The sequence below is a fragment of the Dermacoccus barathri genome, from assembly GCF_015070805.1.
Taxonomy (GTDB): domain Bacteria; phylum Actinomycetota; class Actinomycetes; order Actinomycetales; family Dermatophilaceae; genus Dermacoccus; species Dermacoccus abyssi.
Genome location: NZ_JADCTK010000006.1, coordinates 115,182 through 135,621, shown reverse-complemented (window position 1 = coordinate 135,621; position 20,440 = coordinate 115,182). Strand labels below are relative to the sequence as shown.

Below are 20,440 nucleotides of genomic sequence, written 5' to 3'. Positions count from 1 at the left end.
AGTACTCACTTTCCTTCGACTGCTGCGATGGAGGCTTCAGCGGCTTCGACAACCTTCTCGGGCGTGAAGCCGAACTCCTTGAAGAGGGTCTTGGCGTCGGCCGAGGCACCGTAGTGGTCGATACCGACGACACGACCGTGCGTGCCGACGATGTCGTACCAGCTCATCGGGTGCCCCGCCTCGACGGCGACGCGGGCCGTGACGTTCTTCGGCAGGACGCTCTCCTTGTAGGCGTCGTCCTGCTCGTCGAACCACTCACGGCACGGCATCGAGACCACACGGGTGGCAACACCCTTGGCCTCGAGTTCCTTCCGGGCCGCGACGGCGAGGCCGAGCTCGGAGCCGGTGGCCACGAGGATGACCTTGGGCTCGCCCTCGGAGTCGGCGAGGACGTAACCGCCCTTGGCTACGCCGTCGGCCGAGGCGTACTCGGAGCGGTCCAGCGTCGGCATCTCCTGACGGCTCAGGACGAGGCCGGTCGGGCGGTCGGTGGTCTCGAGAATCTTCTTCCACGCCTGCGCCGTCTCGTTCGCGTCACCCGGACGGACGACGGCGAGGTTCGGGATGGCGCGCAGCGCAGTGAGGTGCTCGATCGGCTGGTGCGTCGGGCCGTCCTCGCCGACACCGACGGAGTCGTGCGTCCACACGAAGATCGACGGGAGCTGTTGGATGGCTGCGAGACGCACCGCGGGGCGCATGTAGTCGGAGAACACGAGGAACGTGCCGCCGTAGGCGCGCGTGAGGCCCTCGAGCTCGATGCCGTTGAGGATCATGCCCATGGCGTTCTCACGGATGCCGAAGTGCAGCGTGCGGCCGTACGGGTTACCCGTCCACGTGTCCGTCGAGCGGTCCGAGGGGATGAACGACGGCTGGTTGTCCATCGTCGTGTTGTTCGATCCGGCGAGGTCGGCGCTTCCGCCCCACAGCTCGGGCACGACATCGGCGAGGGCATTGAGCACCTTGCCGGAGGCAGCGCGGGTGGCGATGCCCTTCTCGTCGGCGTCGAACACCGGCAGGGACTCGGCGAGGTTGTCCGGAAGCTTCTTCGCGACGACGCGCTCGAGCAGCGCTGCGGCGTCGGCGTTGGCCGACTTCCACGCGTCGAACTTCTCCTGCCAGGCGGCGTGCGCCCTCTGGCCACGCTCGACGGCCTTGCGGGTGTGCGCGATGACCTCCTCGTCGACCTGGAAGGTCTGTTCCGGGTCGAAGCCGAGCAGCTTCTTCGTGGCGGCGATCTCCTCGTCACCGAGGGCCGAACCGTGGGCCTTGCCGGAGTTCTGCTTCGTCGGAGCCGGGTAGGCGATGATCGTGCGCAGCACGACGATGGACGGCTTGTCCGTCACCTTCTTGCCGGCCTCGATCGCCTCGAAGAGGGCGTCGACGTCCTCGGTGTAGGGGCCGTTCTTGGCCGAGCCACGCCAGTCGACGATGCGCACGTCCCAGCCGTAGGCCTCGTAGCGCTTCGCGACGTCCTCGGAGAAGGAGACGTTCGTGTCGTCCTCGATCGAGATGTAGTTCTCGTCGTAGATGAGGGTGAGGTTGCCGAGCTCCTGGTGGCCGGCAAGCGAACTGGCCTCGGAGGCGACGCCCTCCATGATGTCGCCGTCGGAGGCGATGACGTAGACGTGGTGGTCGAAGGGCGACTCGCAAGCCGGCGCCTTCGGGTCGTACAGGCCCCGCTGACGACGCTGTGCCATGGCCATACCGACGGCGGAGGACAGGCCGGAACCGAGCGGGCCGGTGGTGATGTCGACACCCTTGGTGTGGTGGACCTCCGGGTGACCCGGCGTCTTCGAGCCCCAGGTGCGAAGCGCCTTGAGGTCGTCGAGCTCGAGGCCGGAGCCCGAGAGGAAGAGCTGCGTGTACTGCGTCAGCGAGGAGTGGCCGCACGAGAGGACGAAACGGTCACGACCCATCCACTCGGTGTCGGACGGGTCGTAGGTCATGACGTTCTGGTAGAGCAGGTATGCGACGGGCGCGAGGCTCATGGCCGTACCCGGGTGGCCGTTGCCGACCTTCTGAACGGCGTCGGCTGCCAGCAGGCGCGCGGTGTCGACCGCTCGCTGGTCGACGTCAGACCAGCCGACCTTGTCGGCCTTGGGGGACGCGAGCGACTCGTCGCGCTGCCACGCGGTGGTGGGCTGTTCCGTCGTCACGGGGAATGCTCCTTAGCATCGGATTCGTTCTCGTCCCCGACACTAGTCCTCTTCGAGGGGCGCAGTCACGCTGAGTAGACTGGCCCCAAGACGGGGTCTTGCCCGTCACCCCCGAGAGCATTCGTGAAGGACGTCGTGACAGCGCTCGAACCAGACACCGACACCTCGCGCCCTGATGGCGCCGCGGGTGGAAAGCGTCCCCTCAAGACGGTCATCGGTGACTACGTCTCGCTGACCAAGCCGCGCATCATCGAGCTTTTGCTCATCACGACCTTCCCGGTCATGTTTCTCGCGGAGCGCGGCATTCCGAACGCGTGGCTCATCATCGCCACCTTGATCGGTGGCACGCTTTCGGCGTCGTCGGCGAACGCGCTCAACTGCTACCTCGACCGTGACATCGACAAGCTCATGCACCGCACCGAGGGTCGCCCCCTCGTGACGGGTGCCATCTCGCCGCGCAACGCCTTGATCTTCGGCATCGTGCTCGGTGTGGCCGCAACGCTGTGGCTCGGTCTGCTCGTCAATTGGCTCAGCTCGCTGCTGTCTCTCGCGGCGATCGCCCTGTACGTGGGCTTCTACACGGTCCTGCTCAAGCGCCGCACGTCTCAGAACATCGTCTGGGGCGGTGTCGCCGGCTGCATGCCCGTCTTCATCGGCTGGGCCGCCGTGACGGACTCGCTGTCCTGGGCCGCCGTCGTCCTGTTCCTCGTCGTCTTCTTCTGGACGCCGCCGCACTACTGGCCGCTGTCGATGCGCTTCAAGGACGACTACGCCAACGCCGGCGTGCCGATGCTGCCGGTCGTCGCCGAGGACCTCGCCGTTGGCAAGCAGATCGTCGCCTACTCGTGGGTGACCGTCCTGACGTCGTTCGCCCTCATCCCGATCGCACCGATGGGTTGGATCTACACGGCCATCGCCGTCATCTCGGGTGGCGTCTTCCTCTTCGAGGCTCACATGCTGCTCAAGCGTGCCAAGGAGGGTGCGCCGTACTCGGTGCTCAAGCCGATGCGCCTGTTCCACTACTCGATCAGCTACCTCACGCTGCTGTTTATCGGTGTGGCCCTCGACCCGCTGTGGTATTTCGCGCTGGGCGGTTGATGGAGACGACCGGTTCACTGGCGCCTGCAAGCGATAAGCACGTCAACGGCTATCAACAGCCTGTTCGCGTGCCCGGGTCTTCTCCAGGATGGCCAAGAGATCTGCGAAAGCGAAAGGTTGCCCCGTTGGGCTTGGCAGCAGGGGACGCAGGCTTCGCGCCATCTCAAGTACTTTTCGGCGCGTATCCCTCGCGTTCGGCGATGGAACACTTAGTTGGAGTCGCCGACGAGACCCTGGGTGAAGCGCCGCTACTGCCGTAACTGCCTGTGCCGCAGTGTCGTACCTACCTGCGTTCTGCGTCCTAAGAGCTCTCAGCGCTCGCGTCGCGCAGTACAAAGAGAATCCGATGTCTCGCTCGCCAAGCCTCGCGTGATCCATATCACTCAGGGAGTAGATTGCAAACTCAAGCGACTCACCATGTTGCTGCAGGGCCGCAGAAAGCATCGATCGTTCAACCCAAAATCCCCGCAACATGTCATACGTGTCCTCAAAGTTGCCCAGCGACGACTCCACCGCCCGTGCATATCTTTCAGCTGCCTCCAGATCGCCCTGCTTACGCAGAACCGATAGGTAGCTCACATGAGGCTCCAGGATCGAGCTTGCTCCCTTGATCGCTCCCCGGGCCGCAGCCTGCGCCTCGCCGCCTTTGAGCTTCCTGGACAGGTGAAAAAGTTCGGGGTCGTTCTTCGTTGCGATCTTGTTGGTCAGTCGCAGCGAGCCCCCGGCGCGGGCCACTCGATCTGCTGACGCCCGACGCTCTTGTTCGGTTGCAAGATCTATGACTGCTTGGGCCAGTGCGGGGTGACGCAGGAAGACACAATTTCCGATGCGGGAAATAGCCACTTCTCGCCCCAGCGGCGCGATCACAAGCGGGATAATATCAAAACTTGACGTTCCGGCAATTTGTCCCAATCCTTCTAAAGTCATCCCTTTACCCTCCTGCTGCCAGGCAATTTGCATCATGGCGATGTCTAGGACGAATTCAGAAAACTTGACATCGTTGCGGGTTCTTTGCGAAAGTCGCCACATTAGATCCCTAACGCGCGAAGCCAAATTACCGCTCGGGTATAGCGAGAGTAGAGCCCCAAAGAGGGATGTGCCGACGCCGCGCCGCGACTCTTCTTCAAGTCGATCTGCCAAGTCGTTGGCATGCGCATCACCAAGAGCCCTAGAGGCTGGCAGGATGGATTCCCAGACGGCAGCGATTTTCACATAGTCCTGATGCGCGATGCTCTCAAGTTGGATAATCTTTGGAGGTCCGGATCGGCGAGCCCGCAAACGATCTAGTGCATCCGTGTAACGATCGTGTGCGGCTAGGATCACACCTATACGCCCGTCGCTGGCGGCATGCGCGTTTAGTGAGGCTCCCAGTGAACGCAGCACTAGGTCAGCTTCGTCAATGCAGAGAATTGTTAGCTCGTTCTGCGCGCGGAGGCTGTCTACCCAGGCGGGCGTCACGGTCCCGGCGTTTGAATCCCGATACATCACGGCAGCCGCCGGGTTCTCCGTCGCGACGGCCATCGCGACCTGTCGCAATCCCAAGGATTTGCCCTCGCCCGTTGGGCCAGCTAGGGCCACTAGGAAGTCGTTCTCGTCCCGGGAGATGGCGCTTCGTACGGCGCTCACAGCAGCCTCGGTCGGGTCGAGACGCGGTAGAGCTCGAGCGTGGCCCCAGTTGGGTTGAGCGCCCAGCACAAACGAGCGAACTTCGTCTTCACTTGCTGGGAACGCCTCGGTGAGGAACGGCACGGCCGGCCAGCCAGGGTGTGCGGTTCGCCCCGCTACAGCACGGTCACCCACCGCTTTGACACACCCGGAAAAGAATTCAGCGGCGTCGATTCCGAAATGCCGCACCACGCTTGGGGCCCCCGAAATCTCCCGCAATACCTCGCTATCGCCGGAACTGTCCTTTTCGTAAGTCAGCCAAACCAGTTCTGTTTCAAGCGCAGCGAGCGTTCCGTTCGACAGCTCGGCGCTCAAAACTCTCGTGAAAGTATCATTCCACCCGCTATATCCCGCGACCACCACGAGAGTATTCTTCAAATGGTCCGTCACGATTCGTTCAAGCTCTGGACGTCGATGAGCTAGGTGATCCCTTGTGTGCAAAGTGGTGGACTGCGACCAATGGCCATGAAAATGAACGACCGTTACCTTTTCTGGCGGCCCGGACAGAGAAATGGGTGCCCGGCCTGCCGTTGCCACCACGTGCGGGTGAATCCCTTGTCGCCTTAGAGACACCTCAATCTGGGAGTCAAAGTTAGTTGTGAAAATGGGGCCACGTCGATGTGCGGGGATCGCCGCTACGAGGCGAGAAAAGGCCTCTTGGCCAGGCGATATATTCCAGCTATTAAGGGCCTCTTCGGCCTGAACTTCGCTACCCTTCTCGGGCCAGGGGCCGTTATACGCGGACAATACTGCTTTACGGATCGCCTTCGCTATCCCACCTGGCCCGCGCCTCTTGTTCACCTCCTCGGCGATGATCTGATAGGCCTCATTTGGCGAGTAGTCGTGCAGAAGCTTTTTCGGCTCAAAAGCGTTGTCGTCTAGTACGTCACAGAAGTACTGCAGCATTTCAGATGTGGAGGGTGTTGCACCCACACTGAGCCCGGAGCCAACGACGAAACTTATTTTCGTGTCCACTCCTTGCAAAATTTCGTGTTGCAGGCGGTCAACGGCAGGGGGCAGGTGCGTCCCTGAATTCACGGGTCCTCCTAGGGCTGCGGCGCTAGCAACTCGCATTTCAAGATTGTGGCGCACCATACACCACGCAGAGTCTGGAGCTTAGCGGCTGCGCTCGCGCAGTGAGCACATCGCCCACGTCATGTAGGTGACGAGCAGTGCCGCGCCGAACATGTGGACGAGCACGATGACCCAGGGCAGCCCGGTGAAGTACTGGACGTATCCGATAGCGCCTTGCGCGAGCGTGACGACGAGGAGGCCCGTCCACATCTTCACGGACTGCTGCGACGCCTTCGTCACCTTCTGCGCGAGGAGAACGGCGATGACGAGGCCGACGAAGAGCATGACGGCGTCCGCGTGCAGCCAGGAGACCGAACGCGGGTCGAATCCAGTACGGGCCGGCGCGACGGCGTCGCCAGAGTGCGGGCCCGAACCCGTGACGATCGTGCCCAACACGAGAACGACGAAGGCGACGACCGTCGTCAGCCACGCGGTGATCTCGATGGGCCGCACGACGAGGAGGCGACGCTCGCCGTCGCCCTCGCGGCCGCGCCAGATGAGCCAGGCCGAAGCGGAGACGAGCAGCATCGAGATGAGGAAGTGCAGCGCCACGATGAAGGGGTTGAGCTCCATGTGCACCGTGATGCCACCGACGATCGCTTGCAGGGCGATGCCACCGAGCACACCCGCGACAGGGGCGCGCAGCCCCTTGCGCTGAGGCGCCCACTTGATGATGCCGATGAGGAGAGCGAGTGCGACCACCGAGACGAGACCGGTCAGCGTGCGGTTCCCGAACTCGATGTACTTGTGGTAGCTCTGCTCCTGGTGCTCGACGGGCGTGAACGAGCCGGGCACGCACTGCGGCCAGGTGGGGCATCCCAACCCGGAGCCTGTGAGGCGGACGAGACCACCCGTGATGACGATGCCGATCTCGACCGCGAGGTTGAGCCAGAACAGACGGCGCAGCCACGGGTGAACCGGTGCCTTGTCGGCTCGGACACCCTCGCGAGGCTCGGCCGGAGGTGGGACGAAAGCGGGGGAGGTGGTCACCTCTCCAGGGTAGTAGGACGCCGTCACGCCCCCGCCACCGGTCGGACGCCAGTGCGTCACATGCGCAGCGGCAATGTGAACGAACGTTCAACGGTTGCCGCGGATAGCGACGCTATGGAACTCCGGGCGTCACCCGTACTTTCCGAACGTGCCCGACGGAAAGGATCGAAGTGTCCACTTCACCCGAAACCACCTCCGACGTCGTCGGCGCGCTACCTCACCCGCGAGGGAACGCTGCTCGCCGAGCGCACCTTCTCGCCGGAAGAGCAGCAGATCGCTGTGCACCGCGGCGAACTGCAGAACATGCTGCTCGACACCGTTCTGGAGCGCCTCGGATCCGACGCGGTGCGCACCGGTCAGCGCGTCGACGGGTTCGAGCTGAGCGACGGTGTCGTGAACGTCACAGTGACCGACCGCGACTCGGAGCGGGCGGAGAAGGTCACAGCGCGCGTCCTCCTCGCCGCCTACGGTGTCCACTCATCAGTGCGTCAGCAACTGCACCCCGACATGTCCTTCCACTGGGAGGGCACGCGCATGTTCCGCGGCACCGCAGTGCGGGAGCCATTCCTCGACGGCGCGACCATGACGCTCATCTTCGGCGAGGAGGGGAAGCGTTTCCTCGCCTACCCGATCTCCCGCGACGTGGAGAACGAGGGTGAGGAACTCATCAACTGGGTGGCCATGGTGCCCGAGGCTGACTCCCGGACGATCTCGGTCGACGACACGAAGAACGAGCCGACCGACCCGAAGGACGTCGTCCCGACGTTCCGGGGCTGGGGATTCGACTGGCTCGACATCGAAGGCCTCGTCGCCGAGTCGACCGACGTGTTGCGCTACACGATGACGGATCGTGAGCCGCTGGATTCGTGGGGCGAAGGCGGCGTGACGTTCATGGGCGACGCCGGCCACCCGATGTACCCCATCGGTGCGAACGGGGGCTCACAGGCCATTCTCGACGGCCAGGCAATCGCCGAGCACCTGACCGGCTGCGACCTCAGGGACGGTGCGGCCGTGGACACCGCGCTGCGGGCCTACGAGGACGAGCGACGCCCCGTCACCGACGTGGTGATGGCCAACCGCAAGCTCAACAAGACCGAGCGCAGCATCGCGAACAAGACCCAGGACGAGCTCAAGGAGTTCCCCGAGTCCGGGGAGTTCGAAGAGATGCAGAAGAAGTACGCGAAGGGCGAGTTCGACGAGCTCTGAGGCTCGGGGGGCCGACCCACACGCGTCGGGCGCCACACCCTTGTGGTGGGGCGCCCGACCCGTGTCCAGGCCCAAGAGGGCTCACCCTCACGGTGAGGTTCAGTCGCTCCAGCGGAAGGCCTTCGTGGCCACGAACGTCAGGAGGGCGCCCCAGACCACGAGGACGAGCATCGGCACCACGGTGTTTCCCTGACCCGACAGTCCGTTGCGCAGTCCGTCACCCAGAGCGCCCGTCGGGAGGTACTTCACGACGGCTGCCCATGCGTCGGGGTAGCGCGAGGTGGGCATGAGCAGGCCGCCGCCGACGGCGAACAGCAGCCACAGAAGGTTGGCGACGACGAGAACGCCCTCGGCGCGGATCCGACCGGCCACCGTGAGGGCGAGGGCCACGAACACCCAGCACCCGAGAGCCAACAAGAGGACAGCCGGAACAACACCGTCGATGCGCGGCTGCCAGCCCAGGGCGAAGCCAAGGCCACCGAGCACGATGGTCTGCACGAGAACCACGCCGGCCACAGCGGCAGCCTTGGCGAGCATGAGGCCGCGGCTGCCCAAGGGCGTCACGCCCAGCAGACGTAGCACCCCGTAACGACGATCGAAGCCCGTCGCGATGGCCTGACCGGTGAATGCTGTCGAGACCACCGCAAGTGCTAGCACGCCCGGAGCGGCGAGGTCGATGCGGCGTCCCGGCCCGAGGTCCGGCGTGGAGCTGAAGTGCAGCCCGAGCAGCGCCAACGCCGGAAGCAGGACGGAGACCATGAGCTGCTCGCCGTGCGAGAGCAGCGTGCGCCCTTCGAAGAGGGCCTGGGCGCGAACCCGAGCCGGGGCGGGTGCAGCCGGATTCGCGTTTCGTTCCACGGCAGCGTTCACAGCGTTCCCTTCCCGGTGAGGTCGAAGTAGACGTCCTCGAGCGAACGGCCGTCCGTGACGCACGCGAGGGAACCCTGCGCGACGCACCGGCCCTCGTTCATGACGACGACGTGGTCGGCGAGGCGCTCCGCCTCCTCGAACGAGTGGGTTGTGACGACGACACTCGCACCGCGCTCCCGCTCGGCTTCGACGAGGTCCCACACGTCGCGTCGAGCGTGTGGGTCGAGGCCGGCACTCGGTTCGTCGAGGAAGAGCACCTCGGGTCGACCGATCATGGCGGCAGCGAGAGCCACGCGCTGGCGCTGACCGCCCGAGAGGCGCCGCACCGAGGTGCGGTTGAACGTGGGGATGTCGAGCGCACCGGCGAGTTCGTCAATGTCACGGGGCTCGGCGTAGAACGACGCGAGATGGCGAAGGAGCGCGAGGGGCTTTGTGCCCATCGGCAGGCCACCGTCCTGCAGCATGACGCCCACACGCGCACGGTGGGCGGCGTCCGCGTTCCACGGCTCGGCTCCCAACACGCGGATGGAGCCGGAGTCCGGTCGGCGAAGCCCCTCGGCCATCTCGACGACGCTCGTCTTGCCCGCGCCGTTGCGCCCGAGAAGCGCCGTGGTGGCTCCGGCCGGCGCGTGCCACGACAGGTCGCACAATGCCTCCACACCGCCGTAAGCGTGCGACACACCGTCGACGACAACGGCGTGTTCGGCCGGTTCGGGTCGTTTCACTGTGGGCGACGGGGGATGAGGCACCGAAACAGCGTACTCGGGGGCCACACGGCCTCTCCCGGCGGTCGAAGTGAGGTAAACCTCAGTTTCGCGAAGGAATCGAATTACGCAACATGGGTGTTGTTAATTTCGACGGAGGGTCGACGTGGCCACGTCGACGAAGCGATCGAAGGAGGTGCGAGGCGATGACGCCGGAGCCTGTGAACCCAGGAGCCGCTGCGAGTCCTGCTGCACCCCAGAGTGTGCCGACGCGCGAACGCGTCCGGCTCGCCGTTTCCGAACACGGCCCTGTCACCGCCGCCGAACTCGGCGACCGCATGGGCCTCACGCCGGCCGCCATGCGCCGTCACCTCGACGCACTCGTCGCGGACGGTCTCATCGCCGAGAGGGAGGCCCCGTCGTCCGGAGCCAAGCGCCGCGGCCGGCCGGCACGCGCCTACGTCCTCACCGACGCCGGCCACGCCGCCATGACGGCCGGGTACGACACGCTCGCCAACCAGGTTCTCGAGCACCTCGTGCGCGTCGGGGGAGACGAGGCCGTCGAGGCTGTCGCTCGTGAGCGCGCCCGTGAGATCGCCCACTCGGTCAAGCCCCTCGTGGACGCCGCCGGTGACGACCCGAACGCCCGCGCCCGCGCCCTCGCAGGCGCGTTGAGCAGCCAGGGCTTCGCAGCGTCGACACGCCCGGTGGCGCAGGGCACGCCGCTCGCGGGCGTCCAGTTGTGCCAGGGTCACTGCCCGGTACAGCATGTGGCGGCCAACCACCCCCAGTTCTGCGAAGCGGAAGCCGAGGTGTTCTCCGAGGTTCTCGGCGTCCACGTCCAGCGGCTCGCGTCGCTCGCGCACGGCGACCACGTGTGCACCACGTTCATCCCCACCATCACCACCGACCGAAACAATGCCGCCCCACATGAGGAGGAGCAGCGATGAGCACGATCGAGGAGCTCAACCCAGGTCTCGCCGACCTCGGCCGCTACGAGTACGGATGGGCGGACTCCGACACCGCCGGCGCATCCGCCAAGCGCGGCCTGTCGCCGGATGTCGTCACCGACATCTCGGACCGCAAGAGCGAGCCGGAGTGGATGAAGAAGCTTCGCCTGAAGTCGCTCAACCTCTTCGAGAAGAAGCCCATGCCGAACTGGGGCAGCGACCTCACGGGCATCGACTTCCAGAACATCAAGTACTTCGTGAAGTCCACGGAGAAGCAGGCCACCACGTGGGACGAGCTTCCCGAGGACATCAAGGCCACCTACGACAAGCTCGGCATCCCGGAGGCCGAGAAGCAGCGCCTCATCGCTGGTGTCGCCGCGCAGTACGAGTCGGAGGTCGTCTACCACCAGATCCGCGAGGACCTGGAGGAGAAGGGTGTCATCTTCGTCGACACTGACTCCGGTCTGCGTGAGCACGAGGACCTGTTCAAGGAGTACTTCGGCTCCGTCATCCCCGCCGGTGACAACAAGTTCGCCGCGCTCAACACGGCCGTGTGGTCGGGTGGCTCCTTCATCTACGTGCCGCCGGGCGTCCACGTCGACATCCCGCTGCAGGCCTACTTCCGTATCAACACGGAGAACATGGGCCAGTTCGAGCGCACGCTGATCATCGCCGACGAGGGCAGCTACGTTCACTACGTCGAGGGCTGCACCGCCCCCATCTACAAGACCGACTCCCTGCACTCGGCCGTCGTCGAGATCGTCGTCAAGAAGAACGCCCGCGTTCGCTACACGACGATCCAGAACTGGTCGAACAACGTCTACAACCTCGTGACGAAGCGCGCCACCTGCGAAGAGGGCGCCACGATGGAGTGGATCGACGGCAACATCGGCTCCAAGGTGACGATGAAGTACCCGGCCGTCTTCCTCATGGGCGAGCACGCCAAGGGCGAGACGCTGTCGATCGCGTTCGCGGGCGAGGGCCAGCACCAGGACGCCGGCGCCAAGATGGTCCACGCCGCGCCGAACACGAGCTCGACCATCGTGTCGAAGTCCGTGGCCCGTGGCGGCGGCCGTACCTCCTACCGCGGTCTTGTGCAGGTGCTCGAGGGCGCCGAGCACTCGAAGAGCTCTGTCGTCTGTGACGCCCTGCTCGTCGACCAGATCTCGCGCTCGGACACCTACCCCTACGTCGACGTCCGCGAGGACGACGTGCAGATGGGTCACGAGGCCACCGTCTCCAAGGTCTCCGAGGACCAACTGTTCTACCTGCGCAGCCGCGGCCTGAGCGAAGAGGAGGCCATGGCGATGATCGTGCGTGGCTTCGTCGAGCCCATCGCGCGTGAGCTGCCGATGGAGTACGCACTCGAACTCAACCGCCTCATCGAACTCCAGATGGAAGGAGCCGTCGGCTGATGACCGCCGTCACGCCAGAAATGGGCAAGGCAGACAAGGCCACTCTCTCGGGTGACCACAGCCACGGGGCCACGATCCCAGACCAGTCGCGCGCCGAGCGCCGCAAGTCCTTCGACCTGGGTGCCTTCGGTGTCCCGAGCGGCCGCGAGGAGGAGTGGCGTTTCACGCCCGTCGACCGTCTCTCGCCGCTGTTCGCCGAGAAGCAGACCGACCCCGAGGCCGTCACGGTCACCGTGACGGGCGAGGGCTTCGAGTCCGGCACGCTCGCCGAAGGTGAGGCTCCGCGCGGCACCGTGCTCGTGCCGAGCGACCGTGGTTCGGTTCTCGCGTCGTCCCTGACGCCGAACGCCGACCACGTCGTCATCCCGGCCGAGGCCGAGCTCGCCACACCGGTGCGCATCGCGGTCGACGGCAAGGGTGGCGACAAGCGGGCCAACGCTCACCTCGTCATCGAGGCCAAGCAGCACAGCAAGGCGCTCGTCATCCTCGAGCACACCGGCTCGGCCCAGGTCACGGCCAACGTCGAGATCGTCACCGGCGACGGCGCCGACCTCACGGTCGTCACCGTGCAGCGCTGGGAGGACGACGCTCTCCACCTCGCCGAGCACGACGCACTCGTCGGCCGTGACGCGCGCTACCGCCACATCGCGGTGACGCTCGGCGGCGGCATCGTGCGCATGAACTCGAACGTCCGCTACGCCGGGCCCGGGGGAGAGGCGACGCTCCTCGGCGTGTACTTCGCCGACTCCGGTCAGCACCTCGAGCACCGCTCGTTCATCGACCACAACGCGCCGAACTGCACCTCCCTCGTCACCTACAAGGGTGCCCTGCAGGGTGAGACGGCCCGCACCGTCTGGGTGGGCGACGTGCTCATCCGCGCCGAGGCCGAGGGCATCGAGACCTACGAGCTCAACCGCAACCTCGTGCTCACCGACGGGGCGCGTGCCGACTCCGTGCCGAACCTTGAGATCGAGACCGGCGAGATCGAGGGTGCGGGTCACGCCTCCTCGACCGGCCGCTTCGACGACGAGCAGCTGTTCTACCTGCAGGCTCGTGGCATCCCCGAGGACGAGGCACGTCGTCTCGTCGTGCGCGGCTTCTTCGCCGACATCGTGAACAAGATCGGTGTCGCCGAGGTCGTCGAGCCCCTCATGGAGGCCATCGACGAGGAACTCGCCGCCACGGCCAAGCTCGCGGGGAGCACAGGAGCAGAGGCATGAGCGACGCGAACGTCGAGTGGGTCAAGCTGGCGCAGCTGAGCGACATCGGTACGCCGGGTGCGATCAAGGTCGACATCGACGACCTGCAGATCTGCATCGCGCGCGACTCCGCCGGTGACGTTCACGCGCTCGACGACACGTGCTCGCACGCCGCAGTCTCCCTCTCCGAGGGCGAGGTGGAGGACGACGGCATCGAGTGCTGGCTGCACGGCTCGAAGTTCGCCTACGCCACCGGCGAGCCGATGAGCCTGCCGGCCACGCAGCCGGTCAACGTCTATCCGACCAAGCTCGAGGGCGACGACATCCTCGTCGGCATCCCCGCCTGAGCACCCCCGAAACTTTCCTGACAGAAGGACGAACAAGCATGTCAACGCTGGAAATCCGCGATCTTCACGTGACCGTCGAGACGGAGAACGGCACGAAGGAGATCCTCAAGGGCGTCAACCTGACGATCGACTCGGGCGAGACGCACGCCATCATGGGCCCCAACGGCTCCGGCAAGTCGACGCTGGCCTACTCCATCGCCGGTCACCCCAAGTACACGGTCACGTCGGGCACCGTCACGCTGGACGGTGAGGACGTCCTCGCGATGGAGGTCGACGAGCGCGCCCGTGCGGGCCTCTTCCTCGCCATGCAGTACCCCGTCGAGGTTCCGGGCGTCACCGTCTCGAACTTCCTGCGCACGGCCAAGACGGCCATCGACGGCGAAGCACCGAAGGTGCGCACGTGGGTCAAGGACGTCAAGGGCGCCATGGGCAACCTCAAGATGGACCCGGCCTTCGCCGAACGCAACGTCAACGAGGGCTTCTCCGGCGGCGAGAAGAAGCGCCACGAGATCCTGCAGATGGAGCTTCTCAAGCCGAAGATGGCGATCCTCGACGAGACCGACTCCGGCCTCGACGTCGACGCGCTGCGCATCGTCTCCGAGGGCGTCAACCGCGCCAAGAGCGAGACGAACTGCGGCGTCCTGCTCATCACGCACTACACGCGCATCCTGCGCTACATCAAGCCCGACCACGTCCACGTGTTCGTCAACGGCAAGGTGGCCGAGGAGGGTGGCCCCGAGCTGGCCGACCGCCTCGAAGCCGAGGGCTACGACCGCTACGTCAACGCCGCTGCGGAGGCGAAGGCCTGATCATGGCTCACGCATCGTTCGACGCGGCGCGCGTGCGGGAGGACTTCCCGCTGCTCGCGCGCCGCGTCCGCGACGACAAACCGCTGGTCTACCTCGACTCCGGTGCGACGTCGCAGAGCCCCGAGTCGGTCATCACCGCCGAGGGTGACTTCTACCGAACCGTGAACGCTGCGGTGCACCGAGGAGCCCACCAGCTCTCCGAGGAAGCCACCGACGCCTACGAAGGCGCGCGCGAGACCATCGCCCGTTTCATCGGTGGGCGAGCCGACGACATCGTGTTCACCAAGAACGCCACCGAGGCTCTCAACCTAGTCGCGTACGCCTTCAGCAACGCCGGCGCGCCCGGCGCGATGGACGGCGTCGACGAGGCGATCGCCTCGAAGTTCGCGCTGGGCCCCGGTGACGAGATCGTCGTCACGGCGATGGAGCACCACGCGAACCTCGTGCCGTGGCAGGAACTCGCACGTCGTACCGGCGCCACGTTCCGTTGGGTCGAGATCACCGACGACGGTTTCGTCGACCTCGATTCGGCGCGTGAGGTCATCACCGAGCGGGCCAAGGTCGTCGCCTTCACCCACGTCTCCAACGTGCTGGGCACGATTAACCCCGTCAATGACCTCGCAACGATCGCTCGCGAGGCCGGGGCACTCGTCGTTCTCGACGCGTGCCAGTCGGTGCCGCACATGCCCGTCGACGTGGCACAGCTCGATGTCGACTTCCTTGCCTTCTCCGGCCACAAGATGCTCGGTCCCACCGGCATCGGTGTGCTGTGGGGCAAACACGAACTCCTCGAGGCGATGCCTCCGTTCCTCACCGGCGGATCGATGATCGAGATCGTGAAGCTCGAAGGCACGACGTTCGCGCCCCCGCCCCAGCGCTTCGAGGCGGGCACGCCGAACGCCGCTCAGGCCGTCGGTCTCGGCGCCGCGTGCGACTACCTCGAGGCGCTCGGCATGGACAACGTGCTGCGTCACGAGCAGGATCTGATCCAACTCACGCTCGACGGCCTCGCCGAGCGTCCCTGGGTCAGCGTGCTCGGCCCCCAGGACGCAGGTGCCCGACTCGGTGCGGTCGCGTTCGTCGTCGACGGGGTGCACCCGCACGACGTCGGGCAGATTCTCGACGACGCCGGTGTTGCCATTCGTACCGGTCACCACTGCGCGTGGCCGTTGCACCGACGTCTTCGCGCCGTGGCGAGCAGCCGTGTCAGTTTCAACGTCTACTCCACGGCTGACGACGTCGAGGCGTTCCTCACGGCGCTCGACCGGGTGCCGGACATCTTCGGTCTGGAGGTCTGAGATGGATCTGTACCAGGAGCTCATTCTCGAGCACTCCAAGCGCCCGCAGCACGCGGGCCTGCGCGAGCCGTTCGGCGCCGAGAGCCACCACGTCAACACCTCCTGCGGTGACGAGATCACCCTGCGTGTCGACGTCGAAGGCGAGGGCGACGACGCCGTCATCAAGGACGTCAGCTACGACTCGATCGGTTGCTCGATCTCCGTGGCGTCGGCTTCCATGCTCGCCGAGAACCTCATCGGCCTCACGCTGCGTGAAGCCCAGGAGGTCTTCGGTGCCACCCGCACGATGCTCACGAGCAAGGGCCAGGCCGCCGGTGACGAGGAAGTCATCGGCGACGCCATCGCCCTCGCCGGAGTCTCGAAGTACCCCGCGCGCGTCAAGTGCGCCCTGCTGTCGTGGTCCGCACTGCAGGACTCGCTCGGCAAACTCGGTCTCGACCTGACCGGGGGCGCCGCATCCACCACGGAGGAGACCAAGGCATGACCGACAACGAGATCACGGCCGACGTGACCGCCAACGAGGCCGAGGCGCCCGAGCGCGCCCAGGCGCAGGGAGTCAGCGACTCCGGCGTCGAGGTCGAGGAGGTCAAGGAGGCCCTGCGTGACGTCGTCGACCCCGAGCTCGGCATCAACGTCGTCGACCTCGGTCTCGTCTACGGCATCACCGTCGACGAGAGCAAGCACGCCGTCATTGACATGACGCTGACGTCTGCGGCCTGCCCGCTCACGGACGTCATCGAGGAGCAGGTCGCCACGTCCCTGCTCGATGTCGTCACGGGCCACACGCTCAACTGGGTGTGGATGCCGCCGTGGGGTCCGGACAAGATCACCGACGACGGCCGCGAGCAACTTCGCGCGCTCGGCTTCAACGTCTGACAAGAGGTGGGCGAAAGCGGCTCCGGTCCACCTGAGTCGACTCGACCCTGACGGCGAAGGCCCTCACCATTGTGGTGAGGGCCTTCGTCGTGTCGTTGGCTCGCGGGACGTCGGCGAGAAAACGCAACCCGTGTGAGAAGCCGGTCGATTGCCCACAGTGGAGAGACGCGAAACGGCCCCTCGTCCCGGAGGACGAGGGGCCGTTTCGAAACGTCGCAGAGGCTCGCGGATCAGACGCGACCGAAGCGGTAGCTGGCACCGGCGCGCGAGAGCGACACGCGCGTACCCGGACGCATAGCGTGCCACACCATGCCGTTACCGGCGTAGATACCCGTGTGGTAGGCGTAACCACCAGAGGTGAGGAACGCCAGGTCGCCCGGACGGGCGTACGCGCGGGAAACGCGGTAGGAGGAGCGGTACTGCTGGTTGGCCGTACGCGGCAGGTAGCGGCCGACCTGGCGGTAGGACCAGCTCGTCAGACCCGAGCAGTCGAAGCGCCACGGGCCGGAAGCGCCGTACACGTAGGGCGCACCACGACGGCTCGAAGCCTTGGCCACGGCGCGGCGCGAGGACGCGGCCGTGACGGCGCTGGCGTTCGAGGCGCTGGCAACCGAGACGGCGCCGAGAGCGGAGGAGGCCAGAGCGGTGCCGACGGCAACCTTGGAGGTGTTGGCCATGAAGGAGCGGCGGGACATGTTCTTCATGTCGAGTCATTTCCAGGAGCGCTTACGAGGCATGACCTGTCGGGTTCGAGATCCTAGATTCTCGGCCCACCGAAGTGAGCTTTACCCCAAGAACCACCGAGGTGGTCCGGATGCTGGGTGCACCGTTCCCGTCGCTCCGCGTGATGCGAAGTGTTACCTGACCTTCGTGACGGGACTCAGCGACGAAGCAGGGCCGCACCGTTTCGGTGCGACCCTGCAAGGTTACAGACTGATCACGAGCGACACAAATCGAGCATTCATCAACTTGTCAGGAGAACCACATCTTCGCGGTTTTCCGGCGTTTTTCAGCCCAGATCCTGTGCGTTGAACGTGTCGCAGGAGTTGAGTTCACCGCTCTGGAAACCGGTGAGGAACCACTTCTGACGCTGCTGCGACGAACCGTGCGTCCACGACTCCGGCGTCACCCGGCCCTGAGCCTTCTGCTGGATGCGGTCGTCACCGACCGCGGACGCGGCGGACAGCGCCGACTTGATGTCGGACTCGGTCACGGGCTTGAGGAGGGTGTTGCCGTTCTTGTCCTTGGCCTCGGTGGCGTGGTTGACCCAGATGCCGGCGTAGCAGTCGGCCTGCAGCTCGAGGCGGACCGATCCGGACTCGGGCCCCTTCGGGTCCTGCTGGGCACGACCCAGGGCGCCGAGAAGGTCCTGGATGTGGTGGCCGTACTCGTGCGCGACGACGTACATCTGGGCGAGGTTGCCGCCGTCGGCGCCGTAGGTGCTCGACAGCTCCTGGAAGAAGCTCGTGTCGATGTAGACCTTCCGGTCGTTCGGGCAGTAGAACGGCCCCATCTGCGAGCTCGCGGTGCCGCAACCGGAGGACGTCTGGCCGCTGTAGAGCTTGGTGGGCGCGTACTCGTACTCGGTGCGACCGCCGGTGAAGTCCGGGAGCGCCTGGTCCCAGTAGGCCTGAACGGCATTGACCGTTCCGATCACGCGGCAGGTGTCGTCCTCGTTGGCGTCAGCACCCGTCTTGCAGGCCTGGATCTGCTGGGAGACCCGGTCGTTCGAGCCGGAGACGTCCTGCGTGTCCTGGCTGTACTGGTTGATGCCGCTCGCGCCGCCGGGGTAGCTGCTCCCGCCACCGCTGCCGGTGATGTCGATGCCGAAGAACGCGAAGATGAGCATGAGGATGAGACCGCCGATACCGCCGACGGCCGTACCTCCGCCCATCCCGCCGCGGCCACCGCCGAAGCCTCCGGAACCACCGGATTCGACCTGCGACGTGTCCAGCTGCGCGTTGTCGTTGAACGTCAAGAGAACCTCCGTTGTGAAGGCGGACGGCGTCGTCCACCCCGATTCATCTCTCGTAGACTACTGGGGCTTCACGCGCCTCGCCGTATGTCACGCGAGCCAAGCGCTCCCGTCCGGCGTGTCGGAGCCGTACACCCCTTCACCGTTCTTTCGAGGAGCCCTGCCCTGTGATCACCGCCGAAGGCATCGAACTGCGCGCCGGCTCGCGCATCCTGCTCGAGAGCGCCACGTTCCGGGTGGCCGCCGGTGACCGTGTCGGACTCGTCGGGCGCAACGGTGCCGGTAAGACCACCCTGACGAAGGTGCTCGCCGGTGAGGGTCTGCCCGCTGCCGGCAAGGTGGTCAGCTCCGGTGCAGTGGGATACCTGCCGCAGGATCCCCGCACCGGTGACCTCGATGTCCTCGCGCGCGACCGTATCCTGTCGGCGCGCGGCCTCGACGCCATCGTCGCCGACCTGCGCAAGGCCGAAGCATCCATGGCCAGTGAGAACGACGACGTCCGCGAACGGGCGATGCGTCGCTACAGCCGTCTCGATGCCGAGTTCGACGCCCAGGGCGGGTACGCCGCCGAGTCGGAGGCGTCGTCGATCGCCTCGAGCCTGGGGCTCGAACAGCGCATCCTCGAGCAGCCCCTGCGCACGCTGTCCGGTGGTCAGCGCCGCCGGATCGAATTGGCACGCATCCTCTTCTCGGGCGCTCAGACCCTGCTTCTCGACGAACCGACCAACCACCTCGATGCCGACTCCATCATCTGGCTGCGCGATTACCTCAAGAGCTACCGAGGTGGGCTCATCGTCATCAGTCACGACGTCGAACTGCTCGACGCCGTCGTGACGAAGGTGTTCCACCTCGACGCCAACCGCGCCGAGATCGACCAGTACAACGTCGGGTGGAAGGCCTACCTCCAGGCCCGCGAACTCGACGAGAAGCGTCGCAAGCGCGAGCGACTCAACGCCGAGAAGAAGGCCGGCGTCCTGCTGGCCCAGGCCGACAAGATGCGGGCGAAGGCGACGAAGGCCGTGGCGGCCCAGAACATGGCGCGGCGCGCCGAGAAGATGCTCGCCGGCATCGAGGGCGAACGCGTTCAGGACAAGGTCGCCAAGCTGCGCTTCCCGAAGCCTGCGCCGTGCGGCAAGACGCCGCTCATGGCGGAGGGACTCTCGCGCTCCTACGGTTCGCTCGAGATCTTCACCGATGTCGACCTCGCCATCGACCGTGGCTCGAAGGTCGTCGTCCTCGGGCTCAACGGTGCCGGTAAGACGACGCTCCTGAGGATGCTCGCGGGCGTCGATGCACCGGACACGGGCCGCATCCTGCCTGGCCACGGACTCAAGATCGGTTACTACGCCCAGGAGCACGAGAACCTCGACGTCGACCGCAGCGTCCTGGAGAACATGAAGTCAGCAGCGCCCGAGCTCGGGGAGACCGAGGTCCGCAAGGTGCTCGGCTCGTTCCTCTTCTCCGGTGACGACGTCGACAAGCCCGCCGGCGTTCTCTCCGGTGGCGAGAAGACGCGACTCTCGCTGGCGCTGCTCGTCGTCTCGAGCGCCAACGTGCTGCTGCTCGACGAACCGACGAACAACCTCGACCCGGCCAGCCGCGAGGAGATCCTCGGGGCGCTCAACAACTACGAGGGCGCGGTCGTCCTCGTCAGCCACGACGACGGAGCCGTGGAAGCACTCAATCCGGAGCGCATCCTCCTTCTGCCGGACGGCGTCGAGGACCTGTGGGGCCCGGACTATGCCGACCTCGTCTCGCTGGCCTGACCCAGGAGACGGCCCTCCGGCCGCGGTCCACACCACCGCAGG

18 protein-coding genes are annotated in these 20,440 nt (G+C 65.8%); 11 read left to right on the top strand and 7 right to left on the bottom strand.

Translation table 11 applies throughout. The features are described from left to right. Window positions 1-5: 5 nt before the first annotated feature. Window positions 6-2,156: a transketolase gene (gene tkt, locus IM689_RS12180; RefSeq protein ID WP_193644190.1), complete on the bottom strand. Its 2,151-nt coding sequence runs from the start codon at window positions 2,154-2,156 to the stop codon at window positions 6-8. Between the two features lie 135 nt (window positions 2,157-2,291). On the opposite strand from tkt, the gene IM689_RS12175 reads away from it, so the two are divergent. Beyond that, window positions 2,292-3,254 (top strand): heme o synthase, encoded by a 963-nt coding sequence (locus IM689_RS12175; protein WP_319803879.1) that lies wholly within the window; start codon window positions 2,292-2,294, stop codon window positions 3,252-3,254. 42 nt (window positions 3,255-3,296) lie between these two features. Here the strand turns inward: IM689_RS12175 and IM689_RS12170 are convergent, their stop codons facing one another. Together IM689_RS12170 and IM689_RS12165 are read right to left on the bottom strand one after the other, a co-directional pair. Further along, window positions 3,297-5,957, bottom strand: a complete 2,661-nt coding sequence (locus tag IM689_RS12170; RefSeq protein ID WP_193644188.1) for a P-loop NTPase — start codon at window positions 5,955-5,957, stop codon at window positions 3,297-3,299. A 78-nt stretch (window positions 5,958-6,035) separates the two neighbouring features. Continuing rightward, the gene (locus IM689_RS12165) at window positions 6,036-6,983 is read right to left on the bottom strand and encodes a COX15/CtaA family protein (protein ID WP_193644187.1); all 948 of its coding nucleotides are present in this window, start codon (window positions 6,981-6,983) and stop codon (window positions 6,036-6,038) included. Window positions 6,984-7,097: 114 nt separating this feature from the next. Here IM689_RS12165 and IM689_RS12160 point away from each other — a divergent pair, with 114 nt between their 5' ends. Beyond that, window positions 7,098-8,189, top strand: a complete 1,092-nt coding sequence (locus tag IM689_RS12160; RefSeq protein WP_193644186.1) for an FAD-dependent monooxygenase — start codon at window positions 7,098-7,100, stop codon at window positions 8,187-8,189. Between the two features lie 99 nt (window positions 8,190-8,288). Here IM689_RS12160 and IM689_RS12155 read toward each other — a convergent pair whose 3' ends face one another. Together IM689_RS12155 and IM689_RS12150 are read right to left on the bottom strand one after the other, a co-directional pair. After that, the gene (locus IM689_RS12155; protein WP_319803878.1) at window positions 8,289-9,047 is read right to left on the bottom strand and encodes an ABC transporter permease; all 759 of its coding nucleotides are present in this window, start codon (window positions 9,045-9,047) and stop codon (window positions 8,289-8,291) included. A gap of 8 nt (window positions 9,048-9,055) precedes the next feature. Next, a complete protein-coding gene (locus tag IM689_RS12150) occupies window positions 9,056-9,808 on the bottom strand; it encodes an ABC transporter ATP-binding protein (protein WP_319803877.1) in 753 nt (250 codons plus the stop codon). A gap of 161 nt (window positions 9,809-9,969) precedes the next feature. Here IM689_RS12150 and IM689_RS12145 point away from each other — a divergent pair, with 161 nt between their 5' ends. From IM689_RS12145 to IM689_RS12110, 8 genes are read left to right on the top strand one after another with little or no spacing between them, the layout of a single operon-like run. After that, window positions 9,970-10,713: a helix-turn-helix transcriptional regulator gene (locus IM689_RS12145; protein ID WP_193644185.1), complete on the top strand. Its 744-nt coding sequence runs from the start codon at window positions 9,970-9,972 to the stop codon at window positions 10,711-10,713. After that, on the top strand, window positions 10,710-12,128 hold the full coding sequence (gene sufB, locus IM689_RS12140; protein ID WP_118912418.1) for a Fe-S cluster assembly protein SufB: 1,419 nt from the start codon (window positions 10,710-10,712) through the stop codon (window positions 12,126-12,128). The genes IM689_RS12145 and sufB overlap by 4 nt, the downstream gene beginning before the upstream one ends. Next, window positions 12,128-13,348 carry a Fe-S cluster assembly protein SufD gene (sufD, locus tag IM689_RS12135; RefSeq protein WP_193644184.1) on the top strand — a complete coding sequence of 407 codons (1,221 nt, stop codon included), beginning with the start codon at window positions 12,128-12,130 and terminating at the stop codon, window positions 13,346-13,348. The genes sufB and sufD overlap by 1 nt, the downstream gene beginning before the upstream one ends. Continuing rightward, window positions 13,345-13,674 carry a non-heme iron oxygenase ferredoxin subunit gene (locus tag IM689_RS12130; protein ID WP_047312787.1) on the top strand — a complete coding sequence of 110 codons (330 nt, stop codon included), beginning with the start codon at window positions 13,345-13,347 and terminating at the stop codon, window positions 13,672-13,674. The genes sufD and IM689_RS12130 overlap by 4 nt, the downstream gene beginning before the upstream one ends. 38 nt (window positions 13,675-13,712) lie before the next feature. Next, a complete protein-coding gene (gene sufC / locus IM689_RS12125; protein WP_193644183.1) occupies window positions 13,713-14,483 on the top strand; it encodes a Fe-S cluster assembly ATPase SufC in 771 nt (256 codons plus the stop codon). 2 nt (window positions 14,484-14,485) lie between these two features. After that, window positions 14,486-15,781 carry a cysteine desulfurase gene (locus IM689_RS12120; protein WP_193644182.1) on the top strand — a complete coding sequence of 432 codons (1,296 nt, stop codon included), beginning with the start codon at window positions 14,486-14,488 and terminating at the stop codon, window positions 15,779-15,781. A 1-nt stretch (window position 15,782) separates the two neighbouring features. Further along, window positions 15,783-16,265 carry a Fe-S cluster assembly sulfur transfer protein SufU gene (gene sufU / locus IM689_RS12115; RefSeq protein ID WP_047312790.1) on the top strand — a complete coding sequence of 161 codons (483 nt, stop codon included), beginning with the start codon at window positions 15,783-15,785 and terminating at the stop codon, window positions 16,263-16,265. After that, the gene (locus IM689_RS12110; RefSeq protein ID WP_225910765.1) at window positions 16,262-16,657 is read left to right on the top strand and encodes a metal-sulfur cluster assembly factor; all 396 of its coding nucleotides are present in this window, start codon (window positions 16,262-16,264) and stop codon (window positions 16,655-16,657) included. Before sufU ends, IM689_RS12110 begins: the two co-directional genes overlap by 4 nt. 230 nt (window positions 16,658-16,887) lie before the next feature. Here IM689_RS12110 and IM689_RS12105 read toward each other — a convergent pair whose 3' ends face one another. Both IM689_RS12105 and ypfJ read right to left on the bottom strand, forming a co-directional pair. Next, window positions 16,888-17,361 carry a C40 family peptidase gene (locus tag IM689_RS12105; RefSeq protein ID WP_193644181.1) on the bottom strand — a complete coding sequence of 158 codons (474 nt, stop codon included), beginning with the start codon at window positions 17,359-17,361 and terminating at the stop codon, window positions 16,888-16,890. Window positions 17,362-17,666: 305 nt separating this feature from the next. Next, the gene (ypfJ, locus tag IM689_RS12100) at window positions 17,667-18,635 is read right to left on the bottom strand and encodes a KPN_02809 family neutral zinc metallopeptidase (RefSeq protein WP_193644180.1); all 969 of its coding nucleotides are present in this window, start codon (window positions 18,633-18,635) and stop codon (window positions 17,667-17,669) included. A gap of 164 nt (window positions 18,636-18,799) precedes the next feature. Between ypfJ and IM689_RS12095 the strand changes: the two genes are divergently transcribed. Then, on the top strand, window positions 18,800-20,398 hold the full coding sequence (locus IM689_RS12095; protein ID WP_187034985.1) for an ABC-F family ATP-binding cassette domain-containing protein: 1,599 nt from the start codon (window positions 18,800-18,802) through the stop codon (window positions 20,396-20,398). Window positions 20,399-20,440 lie beyond the last annotated feature (42 nt).

Coding starts and splice junctions, on each gene's coding strand:
- IM689_RS12160 (WP_193644186.1), top strand. CDS start 7,098: ATGGAACTCCGGGCGTCACCCGTACTTTCCGAACGTGCCCGACGGAAA.
- IM689_RS12145 (WP_193644185.1), top strand. CDS start 9,970: ATGACGCCGGAGCCTGTGAACCCAGGAGCCGCTGCGAGTCCTGCTGCA.
- sufB (WP_118912418.1), top strand. CDS start 10,710: ATGAGCACGATCGAGGAGCTCAACCCAGGTCTCGCCGACCTCGGCCGC.
- sufD (WP_193644184.1), top strand. CDS start 12,128: ATGACCGCCGTCACGCCAGAAATGGGCAAGGCAGACAAGGCCACTCTC.
- IM689_RS12130 (WP_047312787.1), top strand. CDS start 13,345: ATGAGCGACGCGAACGTCGAGTGGGTCAAGCTGGCGCAGCTGAGCGAC.
- sufC (WP_193644183.1), top strand. CDS start 13,713: ATGTCAACGCTGGAAATCCGCGATCTTCACGTGACCGTCGAGACGGAG.
- IM689_RS12120 (WP_193644182.1), top strand. CDS start 14,486: ATGGCTCACGCATCGTTCGACGCGGCGCGCGTGCGGGAGGACTTCCCG.
- sufU (WP_047312790.1), top strand. CDS start 15,783: ATGGATCTGTACCAGGAGCTCATTCTCGAGCACTCCAAGCGCCCGCAG.
- IM689_RS12110 (WP_225910765.1), top strand. CDS start 16,262: ATGACCGACAACGAGATCACGGCCGACGTGACCGCCAACGAGGCCGAG.
- IM689_RS12105 (WP_193644181.1), bottom strand. CDS start 17,361: ATGAAGAACATGTCCCGCCGCTCCTTCATGGCCAACACCTCCAAGGTT.